The following is a 22,729-nucleotide window of genomic DNA, read 5'->3' on the forward strand; positions in this document are numbered from 1 at the left end:
CCTATCGCCTTCCGTTTCGCGAAGCCTTCTTCGAACCACCGCCAAACCAACCGGAGCGGCGGGTTTCGACTTGTTGCACAACCACCTGCTGGTCTCCCAGTTTCTCCAGCACGCCGCTGAGGCTCGAGAGCCCGCGGTCGAGTCCCGCCAGGTGTTCCTGCATCGTGTTCTGCGAATGAGCAAACGTGCCACTGACGTTGGTGTTCATGCTGGCCGCTTGATCGGCGAGATTCGCCAGCGTGCCTTGAATCTTCTCCGCCGCGTTGGCCATCTGATCCAATTGCGCCTGCAGTACCGCTTGCTGATCGAGCGTCTGTTTTTGCAGCATCGCAACGTGTTGTTGTTGCTGTTGTTCGATCCGACCGTTGACTTCGTCCCAGCCTTTGGAGACCTGCGAGGTCAAGCTGGTCCCGATCGCGTCGAGCTTCTTCAACCAGCGTTCCATCTCGGCGTGCTGAGTTCCCAGCGCCTGTTCGACCGCCGCGCGGAAGATCGCCACGTCGCCGCCACTGCTGGCTCCACCAACGCCTCGTTCGGCGCCCCCTTCGCGACCGTCGTTCAACCGTCGCAACAGGTTCTCGTTGCAATATTCGTCGACATTCGAGATCAGATCCTCTTCGCTCTTCTGCAGCGCCGACGCGGGCAGCTTGACCAACATACTCATGATCAGCGCCAACAACGTCGTATCAAACGCGGTTCCCAGACCACCGAAGACGTCCTGCAACGCAGCCTTCATCGCGTCCATGTTGCCGCCGCCGCTGAGGCTGGTCGCCAGACTGGCAACCGCCGCACTAACGCCCATCACCGTACCGATAAAGCCCAAGATCGGCAGCGACCAAATGAAGACCTTCAGAATCGTATAACTACCGGCGACGTTGTTCGCATCGATCGCCGATTGCGATTCCATCATCGTGACAGTTTCGGCGGCGCTTTTGCGGACGCGGAAGTGCTCGATGCCGCGGACCACGCGGTTGACCAAAAACGTGTCGCTCGACGCTCCGGGCAGTTCGTTGATGTTCATGATGAACCGGTCCAACGAATCGATCGTGATCTCGTTGGAGATTTCCACCGGCAGGACGTCCAACAGCATCGCGTCTTTCTGTTTCTTCAGGTTCAACCATTTCAGGAACAGGATCGCCAACGCCCAGAACATCAACAGAGTCGTCGGGAAGGGGACCGGGCCACGATCCCAAAACAGCTGACCGAACTGAAACTGTCGCAGCGGGTACATCAGCCCCAGCCAGATGACCGTCGCCACTGCACCGATCAATCCGCTGATCACCAGGCTGACGTCGCTGCTGGCCGCTTCGCCATTGCCCGCGCTGAACCAGCTCTTCTGTGGGCGTTTCGCTTTGACGTGACGCTTCTTTCCCGCCGGCGCTGCTGCTGCGGCGGCAACTGGAGCTGTCGAGACGTTGGGAAGTGACGGAGGCGTCGCGGCGGCAGCCGGCTTTGCCGCGGCTGGCTTCTCGCCCAAGTTGATATTGGGGAATCCGCTGGCAGTTTCCGCAGCTTCCATCGGTTCGGCATCGGGGATCCGAACCGTCGCCCGACAATAGGGACATGCGCGGCTCTTGCCCGCCAGATCGATGGAAACCTTGAGCGACTTATTGCACTTGGGACAGGGGATTTTGAAGAACGACACTGGGGAGGGCTCGCGAGTAGTTCAGGAAAGAGGTTTAAAGCAGCGGGGGTGCGGAGTTACGAATCCGAATCGCGTTCCAATCCATTCTAGTTCGTCGATCGTCTCCGCACCGAAACGGTGTGCCGATCAAAAGCCAAACGCCCCAAACAATCCCTACATTCCCCCGCCCCGATCGATGAGAGAAGTTCGATTTGACCGATCGTGCTCGATACACAGCCTCGTCTGCTAGCTCCTTATAGTCGCCCAAGCCAGCCCCATCATCAAGGTCCTGTCGATCGAAACCCTGGGGTAAATCATCGATTCCAAGACGGACAAGCCGGAGGATGCGGGCGACTGCACAAATCGTCCGCCGCGGCCCAAGCTCTCCCTTCACGCCAGAATTTGCAATCGGACAACGTTTCGACGATGATTGGGCTCGCTCAAAAACCGCCCATCTTCCCGGAATCCCCTCGATGCGAATACTTTGCTCTCTGCTCTCCCTGATGCTTCTCTCAACCCTCGTTTTGGCCGACGGGCCACAGGATAACCTTGCGAAAACGGTTCGTCCGGTGCCGCCGCTGGGCGTCGAATTATCAGCAGCCGACAGCAAGGAACTGCTCGACGGATTGGCCGATCTCGACGCGAAGATCCAGCAGATTCGCGATGCCAAGCATCCGCTGGGGCAAGCGTTGCTGCCCGACGTCGAGATCTTCTCCCGCGCGATCCGCGATGCCGTCGCCCATCGCGAGCTGTTCGCCGAACGTGACATCAACAAGGCGCGGCAGGTTCTGGCCGAAGGAATCGCTCGAGCCGATGCGTTGGCGTCGGGCAAAGCCCCATGGACGACGCAGACTGGACTGGTCGTCCGAGGATTTCGCTCTCGCATCGACGACACCGTCCAGCCCTACGGAATGGTCGTCCCCGAAAGTTATGCGTTCTCCGGAGCGACGAAGCATCGCTTGGATCTATGGCTGCACGGCCGTGGCGAACGGAGTTCCGAGGCTGTCTTTATCCATGAACGGATGAACCAAGTCGGCCGGATTTCGCCAGCCGACACGCTGGTTCTGCATCCCTACGGCCGGTACTGCAACGCCTTCAAATTCGCTGGCGAGATCGACGTCCTCGAAGCCTTGCGGCACGCTCGCACGCAATACCGCGTCGACAACGATCGAGTCAGCGTTCGCGGGTTCTCCATGGGTGGAGCCGGTTGTTGGCAGCTGGCCGTTCACTATCCCGACCTGTTCTTCGCCGCAAACCCTGGGGCTGGCTTCTCCGAGACGCCTGAGTTCCTGCGAACCTTCCAAAACGAAACGCTCGATCCGACCTGGTACGAGAAAAAGCTGTGGCAGATGTACGACTGCACCGGCTACGCCGCCAACCTGTTTAATCTGCCAACAGTCGCCTACAGCGGCGAACTGGACAAGCAGAAACAGGCGGCCGACATCATGGAACAAGCGATGCAGCGGGAGGGATTGCGTTTGACGCATCTGATCGGCCCGCAGACCAAGCACACGATCCATCCCGATTCGCTGCAGTTGATCGAGCGGAAACTTGCCAGTCTCGCCCGCGTCGGACGCGACCGATTGCCCGAGACGATCGATTTTGTGACCTACACGCTGCGTTACAACAAGTCGTTCTGGCTGACCGTCACCGAGCTCGATTCGCACTGGGAGAAGGCAACGGTTCGCGGCGGTTTGCGCGGACCGGGCAACACGGTTCGCTTGAGCGTTGCCGGAGTTAACGGACTGCGGATCGAGCTGCCGGCGGGCGAGAGTCCCTTCGATCCGCGGCATCCGGTGAACTTGGAACTGACCGTCACGGGGGCGGGCGGCGCAGGTGAAGGCTTTTCGCAAACGCAGACCATCGTCGGACCGCAGCCCGAATCGGATCGATCTTGGGTTTGCGAAGTCTACCGCGACGGATCGACTTGGAAATTGGGCCGTCGCCCCACGACGGGACTTCAGAAACGCCACGCGTTGCAGGGTCCGATCGACGATGCGTTTATGGACCGCTTCATCCTTGTTGAACCGACCTCGTCGGCAGCCCATCCGGCGATCGACGCTTGGACACGCGCAGAGTTCCAAAGAATGGTCACCGAGTGGCGGCGGCAATTCCGCGGCGACGCGATCGTCCGTCGCGATGTCGATCTGACCGACGAAGAGATCGCCAATTGTCACTTGATCCTGTTTGGTGATCCGTCGAGCAATTCAGTACTGGGATCGATCGCCGACAAATTGCCGATCGGCTGGAACGACAAGACAGTCACCGTTGGCAAGCAGCAGTTCGACGCGGAACATCACGCTCCGGTAATGATCTATCCGAACCCGAAGAACCCGAACCGATACGTCGTGCTCAACAGCGGATTCACCTACCGCACGTTCGCCTATTTGAACAACGCACGACAAGTTCCCAAATTGCCCGACTGGGCGGTTATCGACGTGAGAACACCAGCCGATTCGCTGTGGCCCGGCAAAGTAGTCGACGCCAACTTCTTCGACGAAAGCTGGAAGTTGCGGTAGCGATAGGGAAAGGTTTGTAGCGCCGGACGGGTAAAATTAGGCGTCCGGTGTGATCAGGAATTCACCGCTCCCCAAACGCAGTTTCCGGGGGAGGGTCGAACGAGCGAAGCGTTGTTCGGGAGGGGCGGCCGGAGGTAAACCTGCGTCGTTGGATCCCGGTGAATGCCCTCCCCGGAAAACTCGCTAAACGCTGGTTTTCCGACCCTCCCAGCTGCGATGGGCGGGTGAAGTTAGGCGTCCGGTGTGACCGCGAATTCACCCTCCCCAAACGCAGTTTGCGGGGGAGGGTCGAACGAGCGAAGCGATGTTCGGGGAGGGACGTCGGAGGTAAACCTGCGTCGTTGGATCCCAGTGAATGCCCTCCCCGGAAAACTCGCTAAACGCTGGTTTTCCGAACCTCCCAGCTGCGCTGGGCGGGTTAAGTTGGCCGGGCGGGAGAAGCTGCAGACTGCTTACGATCGCAGCGATTCGGCGAAGGTCTCTCGCAGCAGACGTTCGGTCTCGGCAGCTTTGTCGCTTTGGATCACGACGTTCACCTGCAGCTCCGACGTGTTGATCATCTGGATATTCACACCTGCCTGGGCAAGGGTGCGGAACATGATCGTGCCGACGCTGGTATGGCTGCGGAGCCCGATACCGCTGACCGAAAGCTTGGCGATGTCGTCCGCCCCTTCGGTGCCACGCAAGTTGAACTTCTTGCACAGCGCTTCGGCCACGGTGCGGCTGTTGGCGTAGTCGGCTTTGGGAACGGTGAAACTGACGCTTGTCGTGCCATCTTCGCCGTCGTAACCTTGAACGATCATGTCGACAAAGATCCCCGACTTGCCGACGTCGGCAAAGATGTCGGCTGCGATTCCGGGACGGTCGGGAACACCCAACAGCGTGATCCGCGCTTGGTCGGGAACCAGAGCGATATCGGTCAGCGTCAGCTTTTCCAGGGTGTCGTCCTGCAGCGTCGCGACGACGCTTTGCAGATCGGCGGTCTGGCTGCGATCGTGCTGAATTCGGCTCCAATTTCGAGCATCTTCGGCGACGCTATCCAACTTAAACGTGTTGTGGACAACGCGCAGCGCGTCTTGAGCCTTATCGCGCGGTACAAGTGCCGAGATCTTGATCTCGCTGGTCGTGATCATATAGATGTTGATGCCCGCTTCGGCCAAAGCGGAGAACATCCGATGGGCGACGCCGGTTTGCTGTGCCATCCCCAAACCGACGACCGAGATCTTGCTGACGTTTTCGTCGAACGAGACGCCTTGGGCTCCGATCTTTTCGATCGCGTCGCGGGCGGCTTCCAACGTGACCGCCAGTTCGCTGTTCGGAACGGTGAAGGAGAGATCCGCCCGGCCTTCGGTTCCCACGTTTTGAACGATCATGTCGACAGCGATCTTGCGGTCGGCGATCCGCGAAAAGATATCCAGGCTGGTGCCGGGAACGTCGGGAACGCCAAGGATCGTCACGCGAGCTTCGTTCTTAGTCATCGCCGCACCGCAGACCGGCGACGATTCCGATTCGCATTCGGCGACGATCATCGAACCCGTCGTGTCGGAGAAGCTGCTGCGAACATGGATCGGAACGCCAAACTTCTTGGCGAATTCGATCGAGCGGTTGTGCATCACGCCGGCCCCTAGGCTGGCCAGTTCTAACATCTCGTCGTAGCTGACCACTTCGACGCGGCGAGCTTCGGGCAACAGCCGCGGATCGGTGGTGTAGACGCCGTCGACGTCGGTGTAGATTTCACACGTGTCGGCGCCCAATACCGCCGCCAATGCAACGGCCGTGGTGTCGCTGCCGCCACGGCCGAGCGTGGTGATGTTGAAATCATCATCGATCCCTTGGAAACCGGCAGCGATCACGATGTTGCCCGCATCGAGATAGCCTTGGATTCGCTGGGTGTCGATCGATTGGATGCGAGCTTTGGTGAAGGTGTTGTCGGTACGGATCCCCATCTGGGCCCCGGTCAAGCTAACCGCCTTGTAGCCCAGCGATTCGATCGCCATCGCCATCAACGCCACGGTCACCTGTTCGCCAGTCGACAGCAGCACGTCCATTTCGCGAGCCGGCGGCCGTTCGTTCAGTTCGTAGGCGAGTTCGACCAGGCGGTCGGTGTTCTTGCCCATCGCGCTGACGACGGTGACAACTTGGTGTCCCTGGGTGTGGGCGCGGATCGCTTTGCGAGCGGCGGCGCGAATCTTTTCGACATCGGCAACGCTGGTGCCGCCAAATTTCTGAACGATCAATGACATAGCTGTGTTGAGGTTTGGGCGTGTGAATGACTTGGAGCGATGGGGAGAGCTACTTGCCTGTAAATTCTTTCATCAAGTCCCATCCCTGGTCGAAGCTTTTGCCGGTCGATGCGGCAGCGACTTCGTCAAACGTTTGCGCCGGGTCGGCCTTCGTGTCGGAACCGGCGATCGCAAACGGAACCATGCCGTGCGTGTGCTTCTTGGTGGAACAGAAGGTCGGGTGATCGGGCATCACCAAAATCCGATACTCACCCTGCGACTGAAGCGCCGCGTGCAGCGGGCCGACGATCTGCGAATCGATCTGCTGCAATGCTTCGATCTTCGCGTCGTGACGCCCCTCGTGGCTCGCTTCGTCGGGAGCTTCGATGTGAACGCAGACGAGATCGTATTCCTTGAGCGCTTCGATCGCCGCTTGTCCCTTGGCTGCGTAATCGGTATCCAAATAACCTGTCGCACCAGCGACTTCGATTCGCGGCCAGCCGACGATCGCGGCGATTCCACGCAGCAGATCGACAGCCGTGATCATCACGCCTTGCGGGCCATAGGCTTCGCGAAACGATGGCAAGCTGGGGGCACGCCCCTCGCCCCACAACCAGACATTGGTCGCTGGACGTTTGCCGGCGGCGCGGCGGGCGACGTTGACGGGGTGATCGGCGAAGATCTCGTGCGAAGCAGCCATCAGCTCGCTGATCATATCGCTGCCGGGACCGCGCGGGAAATCGTCGACGACCGGAAGATCAGTCAGATCGTGCGGGGCACTGGTCCGCGTTTCCTGCCCGAACGGTGCGGGCGAATCGGCTGAACCGCGAAACAGCATCAGATTGCGGTAGCTGACGCCGGGGACAAACTGGATCTGATCGCTCCCCAGTTTCTCCTGCAGCGATTTCAGCAGCTCGGTCGCTTCGGCGGTCGTGATGTGATCGGCGGTGAAGTCGACCATCGTCTGGTTTTCGATCGTGACCAGGTTGCAGCGAACCGCCCAGTCGTGGGGGCCCAGCTCGATCCCTTGCGCAGCAGCTTCCAACGGCGCCCGGCCGGTGAAGTACTGATTGGGGTCGTAGCCCAGCAGGCAGAGGTTCGCAACTTCCGACCCGGCAGGGAAATGAGCCGGCGTATTGTTGCTCAAACCGACCGTGCCTGCGGCCGCGATCGCATCCATGTGGGGAATCTGAGCTGCTTGCAGCGGGGTTTTGCCACCCAGCGCTTCGAGCGATTCGTCCGCACATCCGTCGGGAATAATGATGACATATTTCATAGGCAAAGTCTGGCTGCGCCCCCCGAAAAACGCAATAGGATAGCGAGCGGTCCCGGTTTCGCAGCAAATCGCCCGGTTTACCGAGGGAGCGTGCCGCCACGAAACGCATTCATATTGCGACCGAGACCGCGAAGTTGTTATTTAACGATGCAGATATCTGCGAACGCGATGGTCGCCCCCGCCAGGCGGGCGATTCGCACGATCGCGAGTCTCATCCCGCAATTTTCGCCTAAGCAAGGAAGCCACCCATGAAGCCGATCGCCATCCGCCAGCTTGCAAACGAACTTGCCGCCACCGTGATCGGCGACGATTCGCTGCAGATCACCGGTGCCAACCCGATCGGCGAAGCATCGGCCAGCGAAATCACGCTGTTGGACAATGTTGAACGTCGGTCCGATTTGGAATCGACAGCAGCGTCGGCCGTTGTCGTCGCATCAGAACTCGAAAACTGTCCGCTGGTTCAGCTGATCGTGCCGGATGTTCACGCCGCGTTTATGGAGATCGTGGCAAAGTTCCGCCCCTCGCAGATCGTGGCACCTGCCGGAATCAGCCCCCACGCCGTCGTCGATCCTTCGGCGCAGATCGCCGACGATGCGACGATCGGCCCGGGATGCGTGATCGGTGCGAACGTCACGATCGGGCCTCGCTGCAATCTGGTTTCCGGCGTGACCGTAATGTCCGGCTGCACCTTGGGTTCGGAAGTCAACCTGATGCCGGGCGTGCTGCTGTATGAAAACACGATCCTCGAAGATCGCGTCTGGATTCACGGCGGTTCGATTTTGGGAGCCTTCGGTTTTGGATACCGCCAGTCCGAAGGAAAGCACATCCGCACCGGGCAGCTCGGTTACGTCCACGTCGAAAGCGATGTCGAGATCGGCGCCGCGGTGACGATCGATCGCGGAACCTATGGCGCGACGCGAATCGGAACCGGCACCAAGATCGACAACCAAGTGCAGATCGCTCACAACGTTCAGGTCGGTCGCCACAATCTGATCTGCTCGCAAGTCGGCATCGCCGGCAGCAGCAGCACCGGCGACTACGTCGTGTTGGCCGGGCAGGTTGGCCTGAAGGACCACATCAAACTGGGGGACGGCGTGATCGTGGGAGCTCAAGGTGGCGTGATGGCCGACTGCGAATCTGGCAACGTCTACCTGGGCAGCCCAGCGACGAAGCAGAAGGAACAAATGCAGATCTTCGCCATGTGGCGTCGTTTGCCGGAGATGCGTCGTCAAATCAAGACGCTCGAAAAGCAGCTGTCCAAAATGCAGGACAACAGCGGTTCGCAAACCAAAGCCGCTTAGTCGCCGCAAACAAATCCTACGGCCCGCACGGAATAACCTCGGTCCGCCTCAATCCCTTCACTTGCATCCCCTGCCCGCCATGAATTCGGCAATCCTTTCCAGTCCGCCAACCGCAAGCGCTTCGCAGAGTGGCAGCACCGTCGGGCTGATCGCTGGATGGGGGCGATTCCCGATCCTGGTCGCCGAATCGCTGAAACGGCAGAACCATCGCGTCGCTTGTGCCGCAATCCGCGGCCACGCTTGCGAAAGCTTGAACGATATCTGCGATGAGGTCCGCTGGTTCGGCGTCGCCAAAATGGGAGGCCAGTTGCGGTTCTTCCGTCGTCATGGCGTCCAGCGGATGACGATGGCGGGCAAACTGTTCAAAGCCGACCTGATGTTCCAAGGTTCGGTTTGGCTGAGGCATCTGCCCGATCTGTTCTGCATCCGCACCATGGCACCTCACTTTATCACGCGCCGAAAAGACACGCGCGACGACACGCTACTGACCGCCGTCACCGACGCCTATCTGGCGCGCGGGATCGAGGTCTGCCCCGCCACCGATTTCGCTCCGGAGCTACTCGTGAAACAAGGCCACCATTCGACGCAGCGGTTGAACAACAAACAACAAGCCGACGTTCGCTTCGGCTGGACGATCGCCAAGCAGATGGGCGGCCTGGACATCGGCCAGAGCATCACCGTGAAGGATCAGACCGTGGTGGCTGTCGAAGCTGTCGAAGGGACCGACGCATGTATCGAGCGATCGGGCAAGCTGTGCGGCAAACGCGGCTTCACCCTGATCAAAGTCGCCAAGCCGCAGCAAGACATGCGATTCGACGTCCCCACGATCGGACCGCAAACGATCGAACTGCTGGCTGCCGCTGGCGGTGAATGCATCGTGATCGAAGCCGACAAGACGATTGTCGTCGACCAGGATGAGGTGACGCGAATCGCCAACGCCCACCGGATCGCGATCGTTGCCGTCAACGATGCCGACCTCGCGGAGAATGAGAACATTTTTGCGGCGTGACGCTCCGTCAAACGACCAACATTAACACGATTCGCTATTCCGACGCCCCCACGCGGTCTGGTACAAGATCGGATCACATGCCGGCAGCGATCTCGACCGCTGTCGATGTGAGAGTGAAACCGCGGCGCCGACTGTCGCCAGATGCCGTTCACCGCGATCAGAAAAGAATCATTGTGAATCCAGAGCCTCAAGAGCCCAGCCTCAAACTGTATCCGGGACCGGCTTGGTCGGCCCGTTCCAGCAAGCCGCTGCAACCGCTGCTGTGGTTCGGCGTGGCGGTGACGCTACTGAGCCCGCTGGCTCTGTTTTGCGATTACGATATCGCGGTTTGGTTCTGGGAAGATCGACTGCCGGGCGACTTTCGCAAAGCGATCTACATCTCCGAGTTCTTCTCGCATGGGCTTGGAGTTGCGATGATCATCACGGGAATCGCAATTCTGGTCCCCGAAAAACGGTGGTGCCTGCCGCGTCTGGCCGCCCTGTCGTTCGGCAGCGGTGCGATCGTGACGATCTTAAAAATGTTCATCCTGCGGCGGCGGCCCAACGATTTTGATTTCTCGACGGCGCGAGAGGATTCGATCTACCAATGGTCGCTCGACGCCTACCTGCAACACGTCGCGATCTTCGATGACAGCACCTTGCGTTCGTTCCCCAGCGGTCATGCAGCAACAGCCGTCGGATTGTGCATCGGGATGATGCTGTTGTTCCCTCGCGGCCGGATCTATTTTGTTTGTATGGCGACGCTTGCTTGCACCGAACGACTGCTCTGCCAAGCTCACTTCCTTAGCGACGTCCTGGGCGGCGTGGCCGTTGCGACGCTGTGGTCCTACATCTGCCTGCACCCGCGAATGTTAGGCGTACTGTTCGGGCATATGGAGCCGGAGGGACGTGGCTTCAAAGTTCCCAACGTCGACGATTTACGTGGCAAACCGTACAAGCGAGCCGCTTGACCAGGCGATACCGCGACCGATGCGAGGCTACTTCAGTCGATGGCGTCCAGCCTGCTGGCGAGCTTGATTGACGACGCTTAACGCCTGCGGTTCCTGTCGCAGAAAGCGAACGACCTGGCTTGCCGTGGTGCTCCAGAATTCTGCCGCCGCAGCGACATCGCCTTCGCTGGCGAGCGTTCGATTCAGCACATCAGCCAGGATCACGGGATAGACCTCGTTGCCGATCGCCACGCGAAATTGCGCACCGCCATACTGACGGACCAGCGGCGCCACGAACTCTTCCACCCCCTCGCGGACGTGAATCGCAAGCTCGACTCGCAATCGCGCGATCGCCACACTGCGGTTCTCCGCTTGGCTGCGCCGCTCCGACGCCTCCGCCGTCACGCCCGTCGGGCGATGTTTTAAGACGACGGCGCTGGAAACCTTGTTGCGATGCTGGCCGCCAGGTCCGCCACGGCGAGTGAACTTGACCTCGCACTCCTGAATCAACGCCTGCTCGTCGAGTGCGACAGCAGGAATCGAAGAGGAACGGCTAGGCTGCGACATCGAGAAGAATCCAAATCAACAAACAGGGTCCACACGCAAAGAGGGAGCATACCATACCAGCACGAAGCGCCAGCAAGTGATCCGGCACGATCACCACACATACTAGCACGACGCGCAAGCGAGTGACGCACCCGACAAAACGGATGGCGTGCGAGAGGGATTCACTCGCTTGCGCGTCGTGCTGGTATCGGGCGGTGTTGATGAAGGAAAAAACACTCGCTTACGCTTCGTGCTGGTATGGAGGTCTTGAGCCCCGGGTGAACACCTAGTTAACCGCTGCGAAAACTTCTCTGTTACGGCGGCTCGACTGTAACGTATAATCTGCTGCCCGATCGGAAGAATCTTGGCTTGCACGAGCGACCGAGAGATCCGCCGCGGCTCTTTTTGCTTCACCTGCCGCGGTGTCATCTGCACCGCCGGCACAACTCATACAGCTTCACCCCGCAAAGCGATCTCATGCCGTTCATTGAATTGACTGGCCAAACGTTGTTGGACGTGATCAACGATGGCGAAATTAATCCCGAAGAACTTCGCAGAGCGGGAGTCACCAGTACGTCGGTGCTGCGAGTGAACGAGCACGGCGAACTGGAGATCCGCAAACGCAACGGATGGGAATTGATCGGCGGTCTACTGGGGAACTACGAAGACCGGCTGCGGAAAGTCACCGGATACGATTGGGTTTAAACGATGAGCAGTCCACGAACCAGTCGCCCTATCGAAGGCCGAATCCATTGCGGCGACCGCTGCATGGGGCCGATCAAACTGCCGCTTGGCCCGTCCGAAGAGTTTTTGGATGAGTTCAATCGACTCTACGGCGGGATCCAATTGCGGATCGAAGAAGCGGCCGCCACACCGACGACCGCTCCTGCAACCGGCGACAACTAGCGGACGCGCATGATTCGCTTCGAAACATGCTGTTTGCCCGACATCATCGTCGCGCGGACTTCGATCGCGTGCGTCCCCGGCTTCAGATCCACCGGCAACGTCGCCTGCCAGATGTGAGGCGTGTCGCGAGCCGCCGGCAAACCGGTCCACGCTTTCTTGCCCAGCGATTCTTCTAATGCGATCGCCGCGACATAAGCTGGATCTTTGGTCGTCGTCTGCTCCATCAGCTTCCACGCGTCCTCGTCGCCGATTCGGAACTCGCACTTCGTTCGCTCCGAACCATTGAAGACGTTGACCACGACCTTGGGCAACTGATCGGCCTCGCTTGGCAACGCCGCCAGTTCGATCTCTTCGGGAGCGTAGATGTTCATCTGGTAGTGAGCCGGTCGCGAGGCGGCGCGAAACTCCAGATCGTACTTATGCCCATCGAAGGTCATGATCGAATAGCCGTTGGGGCCGCCATCTTTCATCGTCGTGTGCGGCAGTCCACGTTCATCGGGAGCACCACGCCACCAGCTGCCGCAGACGGTCACGTTGATCACGTGGTGATGTTTTTCGGGCCCCTTCCAACCATCCTCTTCGCCAATGAAGCGGTGCTCCATGTAATGCGCGTGAGCGGAGATCGAAACGGCAAACGGCCGCTGTTCGATCAAACGATACAGCTCTTGCCGATCGGTGACGCTAACCAGTGGGATATGCATCATTAGCACAACCAATTGATCCGCCGGGATGCCGGCTAGGTCGTTGCGGATGAATTCCATCTGCCGCTCGCCCAAGCCGCCGGTGTATTTGCCTCGCTTCCCCGGCGTGTCGACGGTCCACATCACGTCGTCCAAGACCATGAAGTGAACGGGGCCATGATCGAACGAATAATATGACGGACCGTAGTGTCGCTCAAACGTCTCGTCACTCGTCTTGTCGTCGGTCGCGTCGTAGTTGATGTCGTGATTGCCGATCACGTTGTACCAGGGAATCCCGATCAGCGCGATCGCTTGGTTAAAGGGCTTCAGCACGTTGAGGTCATCGAAGGCGATGTCTCCCAGCGTGACGCCAAACGACGCCTGATGGGCTTCTTCTGCGATCACTTGCTCGATCACATCGTGCGCGATGTATTCGACTTCTTTGACGTTGCGAGGCTGCGGATCGCCAAACATTAGCGCCCGGAACTGATTCGGTTCGGCTCGCTTCACCAGCGGGAAATCGACCGACTTCGGCAGCGGTCCGGTCGGCGCGACGCCTGGAAATTTCGTTTTCGGCGAACCGGCGGGCTTGTGAATGTAGAAGAACTGCGGCAGGTTCAGCTCGTTAACCGGAGTCATCCAGTTGCGCGGCTTGATCACAAAGATGATCGCATCGTCGCTGATCTTCAGATGGTAGCGACCGTCGGCATCGGTCTTCACGATCGCTTTGCCATTGCTGACGCGGACGTCGGGAAGCCCCGGTTCGCCCGGATCGCGGCGGCCATTGCCATTTTGATCGTCGAACACGATCCCGGTGGCGTCGATGTTTTCGGGACCATCGGACGGCCCGTGGTCATGCCCTTCGTGGGCGCGGCAGGGAAGCGATCCGAGACCGAGGATCGCGACAAGCAGAACGAGAGCGGAGATACGCATGGCGTGAAGTGTTGGGGTAGGTGGGGTGAAGTTCAAGTTTAGGTTCCGGCGGGAGTGAGCATTGTACCCACAGGCCAGCGCGGTGTGAGAACCGCTGATACTCTCTTCCACTATTATTAACATTCGTTATCGGGTACCTTTACCCCTTCTAGATCAATTCAGCATTTCTGTATTTGAACCAGGGAATTCATGAGCACCGAGATCTTCAGTTTGGTTGGTTCCACCGCAGTCGTCGTGGGTGGAACAGGCGTCTTAGGTGGCGGCATGGCCCAAGCGTTGGCTGATGCAGGAGCCAAAGTGGCGGTTGTCGGCCGTAGCGCCGAGCGTGGAGAAGCGCGTGTTCGCGAGATCGAAGCGGCGGGCGGAACGGCGATGTTCCAATCGGCTGACGCGCTCTGTCGCGATTCGTTGACAGGTGCCCGCGATGCGATCGCCAAGCAACTGGGAACTCCCACCATTCTGATCAACGCCGCTGGCGGAAATCACCCCGACGCAACGCTGCCACCAGGAAGCGACTTCTGCAAGCTGCCGCAAGAAGCGTGGCAGGGCGTGTTCGATCTGAACCTGGTCGGCGGCGTGTTGCTGCCCAGCCAAGTCTTCGGCGAATCGATGCTTGCGGTCGGTAAAGGTTGCAGCATCATCAACATCGCTTCGATGGCTGGCATGATCCCGCTGTCGCGGGTCGTCGCCTATTCGGCGGCTAAAGCGGCAGTCATCAACCTGACTCAGTTCCTGGCTCGCGAATGGGCCACGCGTGGCGTTCGCGTCAACGCGATCAGCCCCGGTTTTTTCCCAGCCGACCAAAACCGCAAACTGTTGTTCAACGACGATGGCAGCTACACCGAACGTGGTGGGCAGATCATCGGGCACACTCCAATGGCTCGCTTCGGCGACGCAAACGAGCTGGCTGGAGCCGTCGTTTGGTTGGCTGCTTCGAAAGCTTCGTCGTTTGTGACCGGACAGAACATCGTCGTCGACGGCGGATTTTCTTCGGTCACCATCTAGCCGATTCGTTCAACACATGCCATCAATGGTGCAGCCCCCTGTTGCCACAGGATGCATGCGCTGTGATTGTTAGCGTTACGGTTGATCGAAGCGGTCGCTGCCGATCAACAGACTCTCTCTGACCCTAATCAAGACAACCATCCTTACCAAATTTGGAGACACTATGAGCGTTTTAAACATCAAATCCGAAGCCGACTTGGATTTCCTGGCCCTGGGCGCCGTCGTCCATCGCTTGGATCCTGGGACCACCGTATTCCGCAAGGCACGCGAATTTAAGGTCCACGTTTCGGGTGGCGAATACAACTGTGCCGCCAACCTGTCGGACTGCTTCGGTTTGAACACCGGCGTCTGCACCGCAATGGTCAACTACGGCATCGGTGAAATGGTTCAGGCTCGCATCCAAGAAACGGGAGTTCGCCCGTTCTACAAGCATTTTGAACACGATGGCGTACACGGACCAAACATCGCTACGGTTTACAGCGATTGTGGCTGCGGCGTTCGCGCTCCTGTCGTCTTCTACAACCGAGCCAACGAAGCTGGCGCGATGCTGAAGCCAGGCGACTTCGATTGGGACAAGTTGTTCAGCGGTGGCGTGAAGTGGTTCCACAGCGGAGGCATCTTCGCAGCGTTGTCGGCGTCGACTTCCGAGTTGGTGATCGAAGCGATGAAGGCGGCTCGCGCCAAGGGAACGATCTGCTCGTTCGACCTCAACTACCGCGCCAAGCTGTGGAACAAGCTGGGCGGACTGGAAAAGGGCCAAGAGATGATCGCCAAGATCGTCGAAAACGTCGACGTTCTGTTCGGCAACGAAGAAGACCTGCAAAAGGGACTGGGCTTCAGCGGTCCCGAAGTGGAAGAGAAGAAGGATTCGAAGCTGGATCCGGAAACGTTCTTCCAAATGATCGAGAAGACCGTCGCCAAGTATCCGAACATCAAGATGGTCGCCACCACGCTGCGTGAGGTTCACACGACCAACCGTCACGATTGGGGTGCGGTTCTGTGGATCGGTGGCGAGAAGCACGTCGCGCCAACTTGCCAGTTGGACGTTCTGGATCGTATCGGTGGCGGCGACGGATTCGCTTCGGGTCTGATCTACGGCCTGTTGGACGGACGTCCACACGAAGAAGCACTTCGCTTGGGCTGGGCTCACGGAGCTCTGTTGACCACGTTCTCGGGCGACATCAGCAACGCCAAGCTGCCAGAAGTCGAAGCCTTCGCTCAAGGCGGTTCGGCTCGCGTGCAACGCTAAAGCGTAGTGCAACAAGTGGTGCTGCGACTTAGCTCGCAGCATCTCTTTTATATAGGTAGCGCCGCGACAACGTCGCGGCTCCTCTCAAGTCGCGGCTCCACGGAAGCTGCAACTCCACAAAACATCGTGGAATCGACCGTTGGGATCGCTAACGTTTATCGCCGGGACCGACACCGATGTCGGCAAGACTTTTGTCTCCAGCCTGCTGGCTGCGGCGATTCTCCAGCGTGGTCTCCCCGTCGGCGTCTATAAACCTGTCGCCAGTGGCTGCTGGTTGGATCAGGATGAACTGGTTAGCGGCGATGCGGTTGCTCTCTGGCAAGCCGCCGGTAAACCGCTGGATCTGGAACACGTTTGCCCGCAGCGATTTGCCGCGGCGCTCTCCCCTCCACGAGCTGCCGAAGCCGAGGGAAAGCTGGTCGACGCCGATCGAATCCTCTCCGGCCTATCGCCTTGGACCGAAGACTTTGATCATGTCTTGATCGAAGGAGCCGGCGGATTGTTGTCGCCGCTGGCGGATGATTTTCTGAATGCCGACCTGGCAGGAGAGTTGGAAGCCGACGTGATTCTTGTCGCGGCCAACCGCTTGGGCGTGGTCAACCATACGCTGCTGAGCGTCGAGGTCTGCCGCAGCCGCTTGGGACGCGATCCGATCGCGATCGTCTTGAACCAAGTCGGTCGCGAAGGCTGCGAATCGATGAAGACCAATCTCGGCGAGATCCAACGTTATGTCGGCCAACTGCCGATCATCGAGGTTGGATTTGAACAGCAGAGCTTGCTCGAATCGGCGGGCGCAGAGGAATTCATCGGCCGGACCTTACGCACGCCCAGCGCTTAGCGTTAAAATCGACGACTTTCCTGGCGAGCTTACGTCGCCCGGAAGCGGGATTTCCGCGTCGTATCTCTGATTATGGATGGCCCCATGAAAGCAATGCTGCTGACCGAATATAAGAAATTGGAACTGGCGGAGATCCCCGTTCCGGAACTAGGCCCCGACGACGTCTTGGTTCAAGTCAAGGCGTGCGGCATTTGCGGCAGCGACATTCACGGCTACGACGGCAGCACCGGCCGGCGGATTCCGCCGTTGGTGATGGGACACGAAGCCTCGGGCGTCGTCGCTTCGGTCGGCAGTGGTGTGTCCGATCTGCCCGCCGGCACGCGAGTGACTTTCGATTCGATGGTCTGGTGCGGCAAGTGTCACTTCTGCCGCCGCGGCGAGATGAACCTGTGCGACAACCGCCGAGTTCTGGGCGTCTCGTGCGGCGAATACCGTCAGTACGGTGCGTTCGCCGAATACGTGGCGGTCCCTCGCCACATCGTTTACGAATTGCCCGATGCCGTCTCGTTCGAACAGGCAGCGTTGATCGAAGCGATCTCCGTCGCGGTCCATGCGGCGGAACGGACTCCAGTCTCGCTGGGCGACACCGCGGTGGTCGTTGGCAGCGGGATGATCGGTCTGCTGGTGATTCAAGCGATCAAGCTGGCCGGATGTTCGCGAGTGATCGCGACCGACCTGAACGCTAACCGTTTGGAAGTTGCCAAAACGCTGGGCGCCGACGTGACGATCGACGCATCGAAAGAAGATGTCGTCGCCCGCGTGGCGGAACTGACCGGTGGCCGCGGCGCCGACGTCGCTCTCGAAGTCGTTGGTGCGACGCCGACGGTCAAGACAGCGATCGACAGCGTTCGCAAAGGGGGCACCGTCACGCTGGTCGGAAACATCTCGCCAAACATCGACCTGCCGCTGCAGTCGGTGGTCACTCGCGAGTTGAACGTGCTGGGCAGTTGTGCCTCCAGCGGTGAATACCCGGCCTGCATCAAGTTGCTGGAGACCGGTCAGATCCAAGTCGAACCGTTGATCACCGCCAAAGCGACGCTCGAAGAAGGGCCCGCTTGGTTTGAGCGATTGTATGCCGGAGAGCCCGAGGCGATGAAAGTGCTCATCTGCCCCGCGGGCCTCTAACCCACATTCCGACTGACTATCATGCCTCCGCTCCTTCCCCACCTCAGCCAACGCTGGTCGCGTTTCGTCATCCGCCACTGGCGTTGGGTGCTGCTGTTGTGGCTGGCTGCGGTGATCGTCAGTCGCGTCGCCGCTCCGACTTGGAAACAGGTCGCCTACGATGGCGACTTTGAACACCTGCCGGCGACGACTGCCAGCGTGGCGGGGACAAAGCTTCTTGACGCCGCGTTTCCGACCGAACGTCCGCGCAGCCAGTTCATGATCCTGTTCGCTCGCGACGGGAAGAAGATCGGAAAACGCGACCAACACGTTGCGATGGATCTCTCGCGGCGGCTGCGCCATCGCCTCGGCTGCGTCTACGTCCGCCGAGCTCTTGCCAGCGGATGGTCGGGCAAGACGGCGCCGGTCAACGATCATGTTCGCGAACTTGTCGACGACGCGATGGACGCGTTCGACCGTTCGATCGAACTCGACACGCTCTTCTACGAATACTTCGAAGATTCGGTCTCCGCCGGTACCGATCCGTGGTACGAACCACGCGTTGCGATCGCGTATTGGGATCGCGCACGGCTGCACGATTCGCTGGGCAAGCACGACCTCGCCGCAAGCGATCGCGAGATCGCCCTCGCCTTGGATCCCGAGATCGAAACGGCGACGCCGATCGAAGATCGCGATAGATCGTTGGACTCGATGCTGGACATCCTGTCGTGGGACGACGAACGGATCGGCAAACGGCTCAGCAAACGCGATCTACGATTGGTCGTGATCCGTTTGGAGAACGAGTTCCTGGCGACGGGCAACATCGAATTGATGGAGTCGCTGGACAAATTGATCGATTCCGTCCGCGCCTATTCGTTGCCACTGGCCGAACCGGGATTGCGAATCGAGATCGCCGGATCGGCAGCGATCGGCGGCGAAACATTGATCGCGGCCCGCGATGCGATCCAGTACACCGAATGGTTTACTGTGATCTTGATCATGATCATCCTGGCGGTTGTCTACCGCGCACCGGCGCTCGTTGCAGTGCCGTTGGTGTCGATTGGTGTAGCGGTGATCTGCGCGACCGGATTGGTTTCGGCGCTCGCGTCGGCTGGTCAAGAACCGGGGATGGAATGGATCGGGCTGAAAGTCTTCACCACATCGAAGATCTTTGTCGTCGTGATCCTGTTTGGTGCGGGAACCGATTATTGCCTGTTCTTGATCGCGCGACTCCGCGAGGAAGCGGGCGATCTTGACTGGGGACAAGCTGTCGAGCAGGCACTGTCAAAAGTCATGGGAGCGTTGTTGGGGAGTGCGTTCACGACGGTCGTCGGGCTGTGGATGATGTGGGTCGGCAACTTTGGCAAGTTCCACTACGTCGGTCCGATCATCGCGATCTGTCTGTTGGTTGGCCTCGCGGTCTGCACGACGTTGACCCCGGCACTATTGTACGCCTTGGGGCCGCGCGTCTTCTGGCCGGGCAAACTGGAACGCAACGAGAAGCAAGCTGTCTTCTGGGAATTCATCGCGCTGGTCGTGACGCAGCGACCGAAGTGGATGCTGGTGGCGGGGATCGGCCTGCTGGCGATTCCGGCGGTCTACGGCTTCCGGCACGAAGGAGATGTCAGCTACGACATCACGACTCAATTAAACGCGGAGGCTCGCAGTCGGCAGGGCGTCGAAACGCTTTCGCATTCCTATTCACTGGGTGAATCGAACCCGATCGTCTTGCTGTTGTTGCACGAACAGCCGATCGATCCAGAGGTCGGCCGCGCCTCGCTTCGCGACTTAGTCGCGGCGATCTACGAGGTCGACGGAGTCCGCGGGATCCGCTACCTGGAAGATCCGCTCGGTGACAACCCGCCGGGCAAACGGAAGAGTGTCTTTGCGATCGAGTCGTTGGTCGGCTGGGTCTTGAAACAGCATCGCGTTAGTCGGCGGTACTTCACCAGCGACGAAGCGTCTTACGCCAACCGTTTGATCCGTTTGGATGTGATGGTCGACGAGGAGCCGTTTGGCGACGGGGCGGCCGAAGCGTTGGAACGGGTGGTCGAGCGCGTCGAGGATTTGCAAAACCAGTTTCTGTTGGTTCTGACTCCTGAGATCGGAGGCATCGAAGCGACCGACCTGGCGATCGGCCAGATCAAAGACGCGATCTCGCGGCTGGAAAAATCGCTCCCCGCGTCGACGCAGCGCCTCAGCGGGGTGAAGGCTGTCGATTGGCAACTGAGCACATCGGGAATGGCTTGGTTCGACTACGACGACACGTCGGAGGTCGCCGGCCGAGGCGAGGTGCTGGTGACGATGAACGATCGCAGCGGATTGGTGCCGTTTGCAAACCGTTTGATGGAAGTGCTCCGCAACGGCGATCCCGAATTGGGAATCGACCGGCTGCCCGATGTCAAAGCCCGGTTGATTCCGTCGCCGATCGCCGATTGTGAGTTCCAAGTCACCGGAACCAGCATGGCGATGCAGGACCTGAAACAGGTGACGACCGAAGACACCACGCGGATCAAAATCTTTGTCGTCGGCGCCGTGCTGACGATTCTGTTGATGGTCGTCTGGCGGGTAGGACTCAGCATCTACCTGATCGCCACGGTGCTGCTCAGCTACTACGCCACTCTGGGGCTGACCGTTGCATTCTTCCGGACAGTTTACGGCGACCAATTTGTGGGGCTCGACTGGAAGCTGCCGCTGTTCCTGTTCGTGATCCTCGTCGCGGTCGGGCAGGACTACAACGTCTACCTGGTGACGCGGGTGTTGGAAGAACAGAAGCGTGGCGGTCGGCTGGCTGGGTTGCGGCGAGCGATCATCCGGACCGGCGGGATCATCACCAGCTGTGGCGTCGTGATGGCGGGGACCTTCTTTGCGATGACCGCATCGGCCTGGGCCCCCGAGCTTTTCCAATGGGTTGGCCTGTCGCAGGCTCAGGAACAGCCGGCGATCATGCTCCGCGGAGTCGTCGAACTCGGGTTCGCCTTGGGGCTGGGCGTGTTGGTCGACACGTTCTACGTCCGGACGATTTTGGTCCCCGCGTACATGGCCGCGTTTGATCAGCGCATCCGCTGACCGCCGACTCCCGACGCGATCGCAAAGATGTTACAACAGCACCGTAAAATCCTGACGATGCAGATTCCCGAGTGCCCGGAGCGAAGCGATGGCGAGCGTAAAGACCCCGCAAGACGTATTGTCGATGTGTCGGCAACACGATGTCAAAGCAGTCGACTTTCGATTTACCGATTTCCTGGGCGTTTGGCACCATAAAACCGTCCCCGTTTCCGAACTCACCGAAGATCTTTTTGAGGACGGTACCGGATTTGACGGTTCCAGCCTGCATGGCTGGCAAGCGGTTCACGAGAGCGACATGCTGCTGGTCCCGCAGCCGGAGACGGCGTTCCTCGATCCGTTCACCAACTTGACGACTCTGAACCTGATCTGCAACGTGCAGGATCCGATCACCGCCGATTCGTATCCTCGCGACCCACGCTACATCGCTCGCAAAGCTGTCGGCTATCTCACATCGACTGGAATCGCCGACACCGCCTATATCGGTGCCGAAGCCGAATTTTTCGTGCTGGATGACGTGCGGTACGATCTGACATCGCAGGGGTCGTTTTACAGCATCGACAGCAACGAAGCTCCATGGAACCGGGGACGTATGGAATCGCCCAACCTCGGGCACAAGATGCGGACTCAAGCCGGATACTTCCCCTGCCCGCCGTCGGACCAATTGTTCGATCTCCGCAACGAGATCATGCAGACGTTGACCGATGTCGGATTAAGCGTCGAATGCCATCACCACGAAGTTGGCGCGGCGGGGCAATGCGAAATCGATCTGCGGTTCGATCAACTAACTCGGACCGCCGACATGATGATGATCTACAAGTACATCGTCAAAAACGTGGCTCGCCGCAACGGCAAGACCGCCACCTTCATGCCCAAACCGATCGCTGGCGAATTTGGTTCGGGGATGCACACCCATCTGTCGCTGTGGAAGGATGGAGATCCGTTGTTCGCAGGTTCCGGATACGCGGGGCTCAGCGATCTGGCGGTCCACGCGATCGGCGGCATCTTGCACCACGCACCCGCCTTGCTGGCCTTCACCAACCCGACGACAAACAGCTACCGCCGCCTGCTGCCCGGCTTCGAAGCTCCGGTTCACCTAGCGTACGGGCGCAGCAACCGCTCGGCAGCCTGTCGCGTGCCGATGTACAGCACCAACCCAAAGACCAAGCGGGTCGAATTCCGCTGTCCCGATCCAAGCTGCAACCCGTACCTCGCCTTCTCTGCGATCCTGATGGCGATGATCGATGGGATCGTCAACCGGATCAACCCAGGCGAACCGATGGACAAGGACCTATTCCAAGTTCCGGCGGAAGAGTTGCCCGAACTCGCCAGCACTCCAACGACGCTCGAAGAAGCGCTCGTCGCACTCGAAGCCGACAACGATTTCTTGCGCGTCGGCGACGTCTTTTCCGAAGACGTGCTGACCAGCTGGATCAAGACCAAGCGAGAACTGGAGATCGCTCCGACGCGATCCCAACCAACGCCGTTGGAATACTGCTTGTATTTCGACGTATAACCGCAT

17 protein-coding genes are annotated in these 22,729 nt (G+C 59.5%); 12 read left to right on the top strand and 5 right to left on the bottom strand.

Annotated elements, in window-relative coordinates; genetic code table 11:
- Position 1: 1 nt before the first annotated feature.
- Entirely contained in the window at positions 2 to 1,645 is a 1,644-nt protein-coding gene (locus tag CA51_RS15765; RefSeq protein ID WP_145122202.1) for a MotA/TolQ/ExbB proton channel family protein, read from the bottom strand.
- Positions 1,646 to 2,127: 482 nt separating this feature from the next.
- Here CA51_RS15765 and CA51_RS15770 point away from each other — a divergent pair, with 482 nt between their 5' ends.
- Entirely contained in the window at positions 2,128 to 4,143 is a 2,016-nt protein-coding gene (locus CA51_RS15770; RefSeq protein WP_231745725.1) for a prolyl oligopeptidase family serine peptidase, read from the top strand.
- A 452-nt stretch (positions 4,144 to 4,595) separates the two neighbouring features.
- Here the strand turns inward: CA51_RS15770 and CA51_RS15780 are convergent, their stop codons facing one another.
- A complete protein-coding gene (locus CA51_RS15780) occupies positions 4,596 to 6,386 on the bottom strand; it encodes an aspartate kinase (protein WP_145122206.1) in 1,791 nt (596 codons plus the stop codon).
- Positions 6,387 to 6,435: 49 nt separating this feature from the next.
- Complete coding sequence (locus tag CA51_RS15785; protein WP_145122208.1) at positions 6,436 to 7,641, bottom strand: cofactor-independent phosphoglycerate mutase; 1,206 nt, start codon at positions 7,639 to 7,641, stop codon at positions 6,436 to 6,438.
- A 248-nt stretch (positions 7,642 to 7,889) separates the two neighbouring features.
- Here CA51_RS15785 and lpxD point away from each other — a divergent pair, with 248 nt between their 5' ends.
- The 3 genes from lpxD to CA51_RS15800 all read left to right on the top strand — a co-directional run bounded on the left by lpxD (position 7,890) and on the right by CA51_RS15800 (position 10,901).
- Positions 7,890 to 8,942: a UDP-3-O-(3-hydroxymyristoyl)glucosamine N-acyltransferase gene (lpxD, locus tag CA51_RS15790; protein WP_145122210.1), complete on the top strand. Its 1,053-nt coding sequence runs from the start codon at positions 7,890 to 7,892 to the stop codon at positions 8,940 to 8,942.
- Positions 8,943 to 9,021: 79 nt separating this feature from the next.
- On the top strand, positions 9,022 to 9,951 hold the full coding sequence (locus CA51_RS15795; protein ID WP_145122212.1) for an LpxI family protein: 930 nt from the start codon (positions 9,022 to 9,024) through the stop codon (positions 9,949 to 9,951).
- 173 nt (positions 9,952 to 10,124) lie between these two features.
- Positions 10,125 to 10,901 carry a phosphatase PAP2 family protein gene (locus tag CA51_RS15800; RefSeq protein ID WP_197451221.1) on the top strand — a complete coding sequence of 259 codons (777 nt, stop codon included), beginning with the start codon at positions 10,125 to 10,127 and terminating at the stop codon, positions 10,899 to 10,901.
- A 27-nt stretch (positions 10,902 to 10,928) separates the two neighbouring features.
- Here CA51_RS15800 and CA51_RS15805 read toward each other — a convergent pair whose 3' ends face one another.
- Positions 10,929 to 11,447 carry a peptide chain release factor family protein gene (locus CA51_RS15805; protein ID WP_145122216.1) on the bottom strand — a complete coding sequence of 173 codons (519 nt, stop codon included), beginning with the start codon at positions 11,445 to 11,447 and terminating at the stop codon, positions 10,929 to 10,931.
- Between the two features lie 456 nt (positions 11,448 to 11,903).
- Between CA51_RS15805 and CA51_RS15810 the strand changes: the two genes are divergently transcribed.
- The gene (locus tag CA51_RS15810) at positions 11,904 to 12,131 is read left to right on the top strand and encodes a hypothetical protein (protein WP_145122217.1); all 228 of its coding nucleotides are present in this window, start codon (positions 11,904 to 11,906) and stop codon (positions 12,129 to 12,131) included.
- Between the two features lie 3 nt (positions 12,132 to 12,134).
- A complete protein-coding gene (locus CA51_RS15815) occupies positions 12,135 to 12,332 on the top strand; it encodes a hypothetical protein (protein ID WP_145122218.1) in 198 nt (65 codons plus the stop codon).
- Here the strand turns inward: CA51_RS15815 and CA51_RS15820 are convergent.
- Positions 12,329 to 13,945, bottom strand: coding sequence for a calcineurin-like phosphoesterase C-terminal domain-containing protein (locus CA51_RS15820; RefSeq protein WP_145122219.1), 1,617 nt, complete (start codon positions 13,943 to 13,945; stop codon positions 12,329 to 12,331). The two genes, CA51_RS15815 and CA51_RS15820, sit on opposite strands and share 4 nt — an antisense overlap.
- 189 nt (positions 13,946 to 14,134) lie before the next feature.
- On the opposite strand from CA51_RS15820, the gene CA51_RS15825 reads away from it, so the two are divergent.
- The 6 genes from CA51_RS15825 to glnA all read left to right on the top strand — a co-directional run bounded on the left by CA51_RS15825 (position 14,135) and on the right by glnA (position 22,723).
- Positions 14,135 to 14,950, top strand: a complete 816-nt coding sequence (locus tag CA51_RS15825; RefSeq protein ID WP_145122220.1) for an SDR family oxidoreductase — start codon at positions 14,135 to 14,137, stop codon at positions 14,948 to 14,950.
- A 163-nt stretch (positions 14,951 to 15,113) separates the two neighbouring features.
- A complete protein-coding gene (locus CA51_RS15830; RefSeq protein WP_145122221.1) occupies positions 15,114 to 16,199 on the top strand; it encodes a sugar kinase in 1,086 nt (361 codons plus the stop codon).
- 139 nt (positions 16,200 to 16,338) lie between these two features.
- Complete coding sequence (bioD, locus tag CA51_RS15835) at positions 16,339 to 17,037, top strand: dethiobiotin synthase (RefSeq protein ID WP_197451222.1); 699 nt, start codon at positions 16,339 to 16,341, stop codon at positions 17,035 to 17,037.
- A gap of 84 nt (positions 17,038 to 17,121) precedes the next feature.
- Positions 17,122 to 18,162: a galactitol-1-phosphate 5-dehydrogenase gene (locus CA51_RS15840; protein WP_145122223.1), complete on the top strand. Its 1,041-nt coding sequence runs from the start codon at positions 17,122 to 17,124 to the stop codon at positions 18,160 to 18,162.
- Positions 18,163 to 18,183: 21 nt separating this feature from the next.
- Positions 18,184 to 21,210 carry an MMPL family transporter gene (locus tag CA51_RS15845; RefSeq protein ID WP_145122224.1) on the top strand — a complete coding sequence of 1,009 codons (3,027 nt, stop codon included), beginning with the start codon at positions 18,184 to 18,186 and terminating at the stop codon, positions 21,208 to 21,210.
- A gap of 88 nt (positions 21,211 to 21,298) precedes the next feature.
- The gene (gene glnA, locus CA51_RS15850; protein ID WP_145122225.1) at positions 21,299 to 22,723 is read left to right on the top strand and encodes a type I glutamate--ammonia ligase; all 1,425 of its coding nucleotides are present in this window, start codon (positions 21,299 to 21,301) and stop codon (positions 22,721 to 22,723) included.
- Positions 22,724 to 22,729 lie beyond the last annotated feature (6 nt).

Source organism: Rosistilla oblonga (genome assembly GCF_007751715.1).
Lineage (GTDB): Bacteria > Planctomycetota > Planctomycetia > Pirellulales > Pirellulaceae > Rosistilla > Rosistilla oblonga.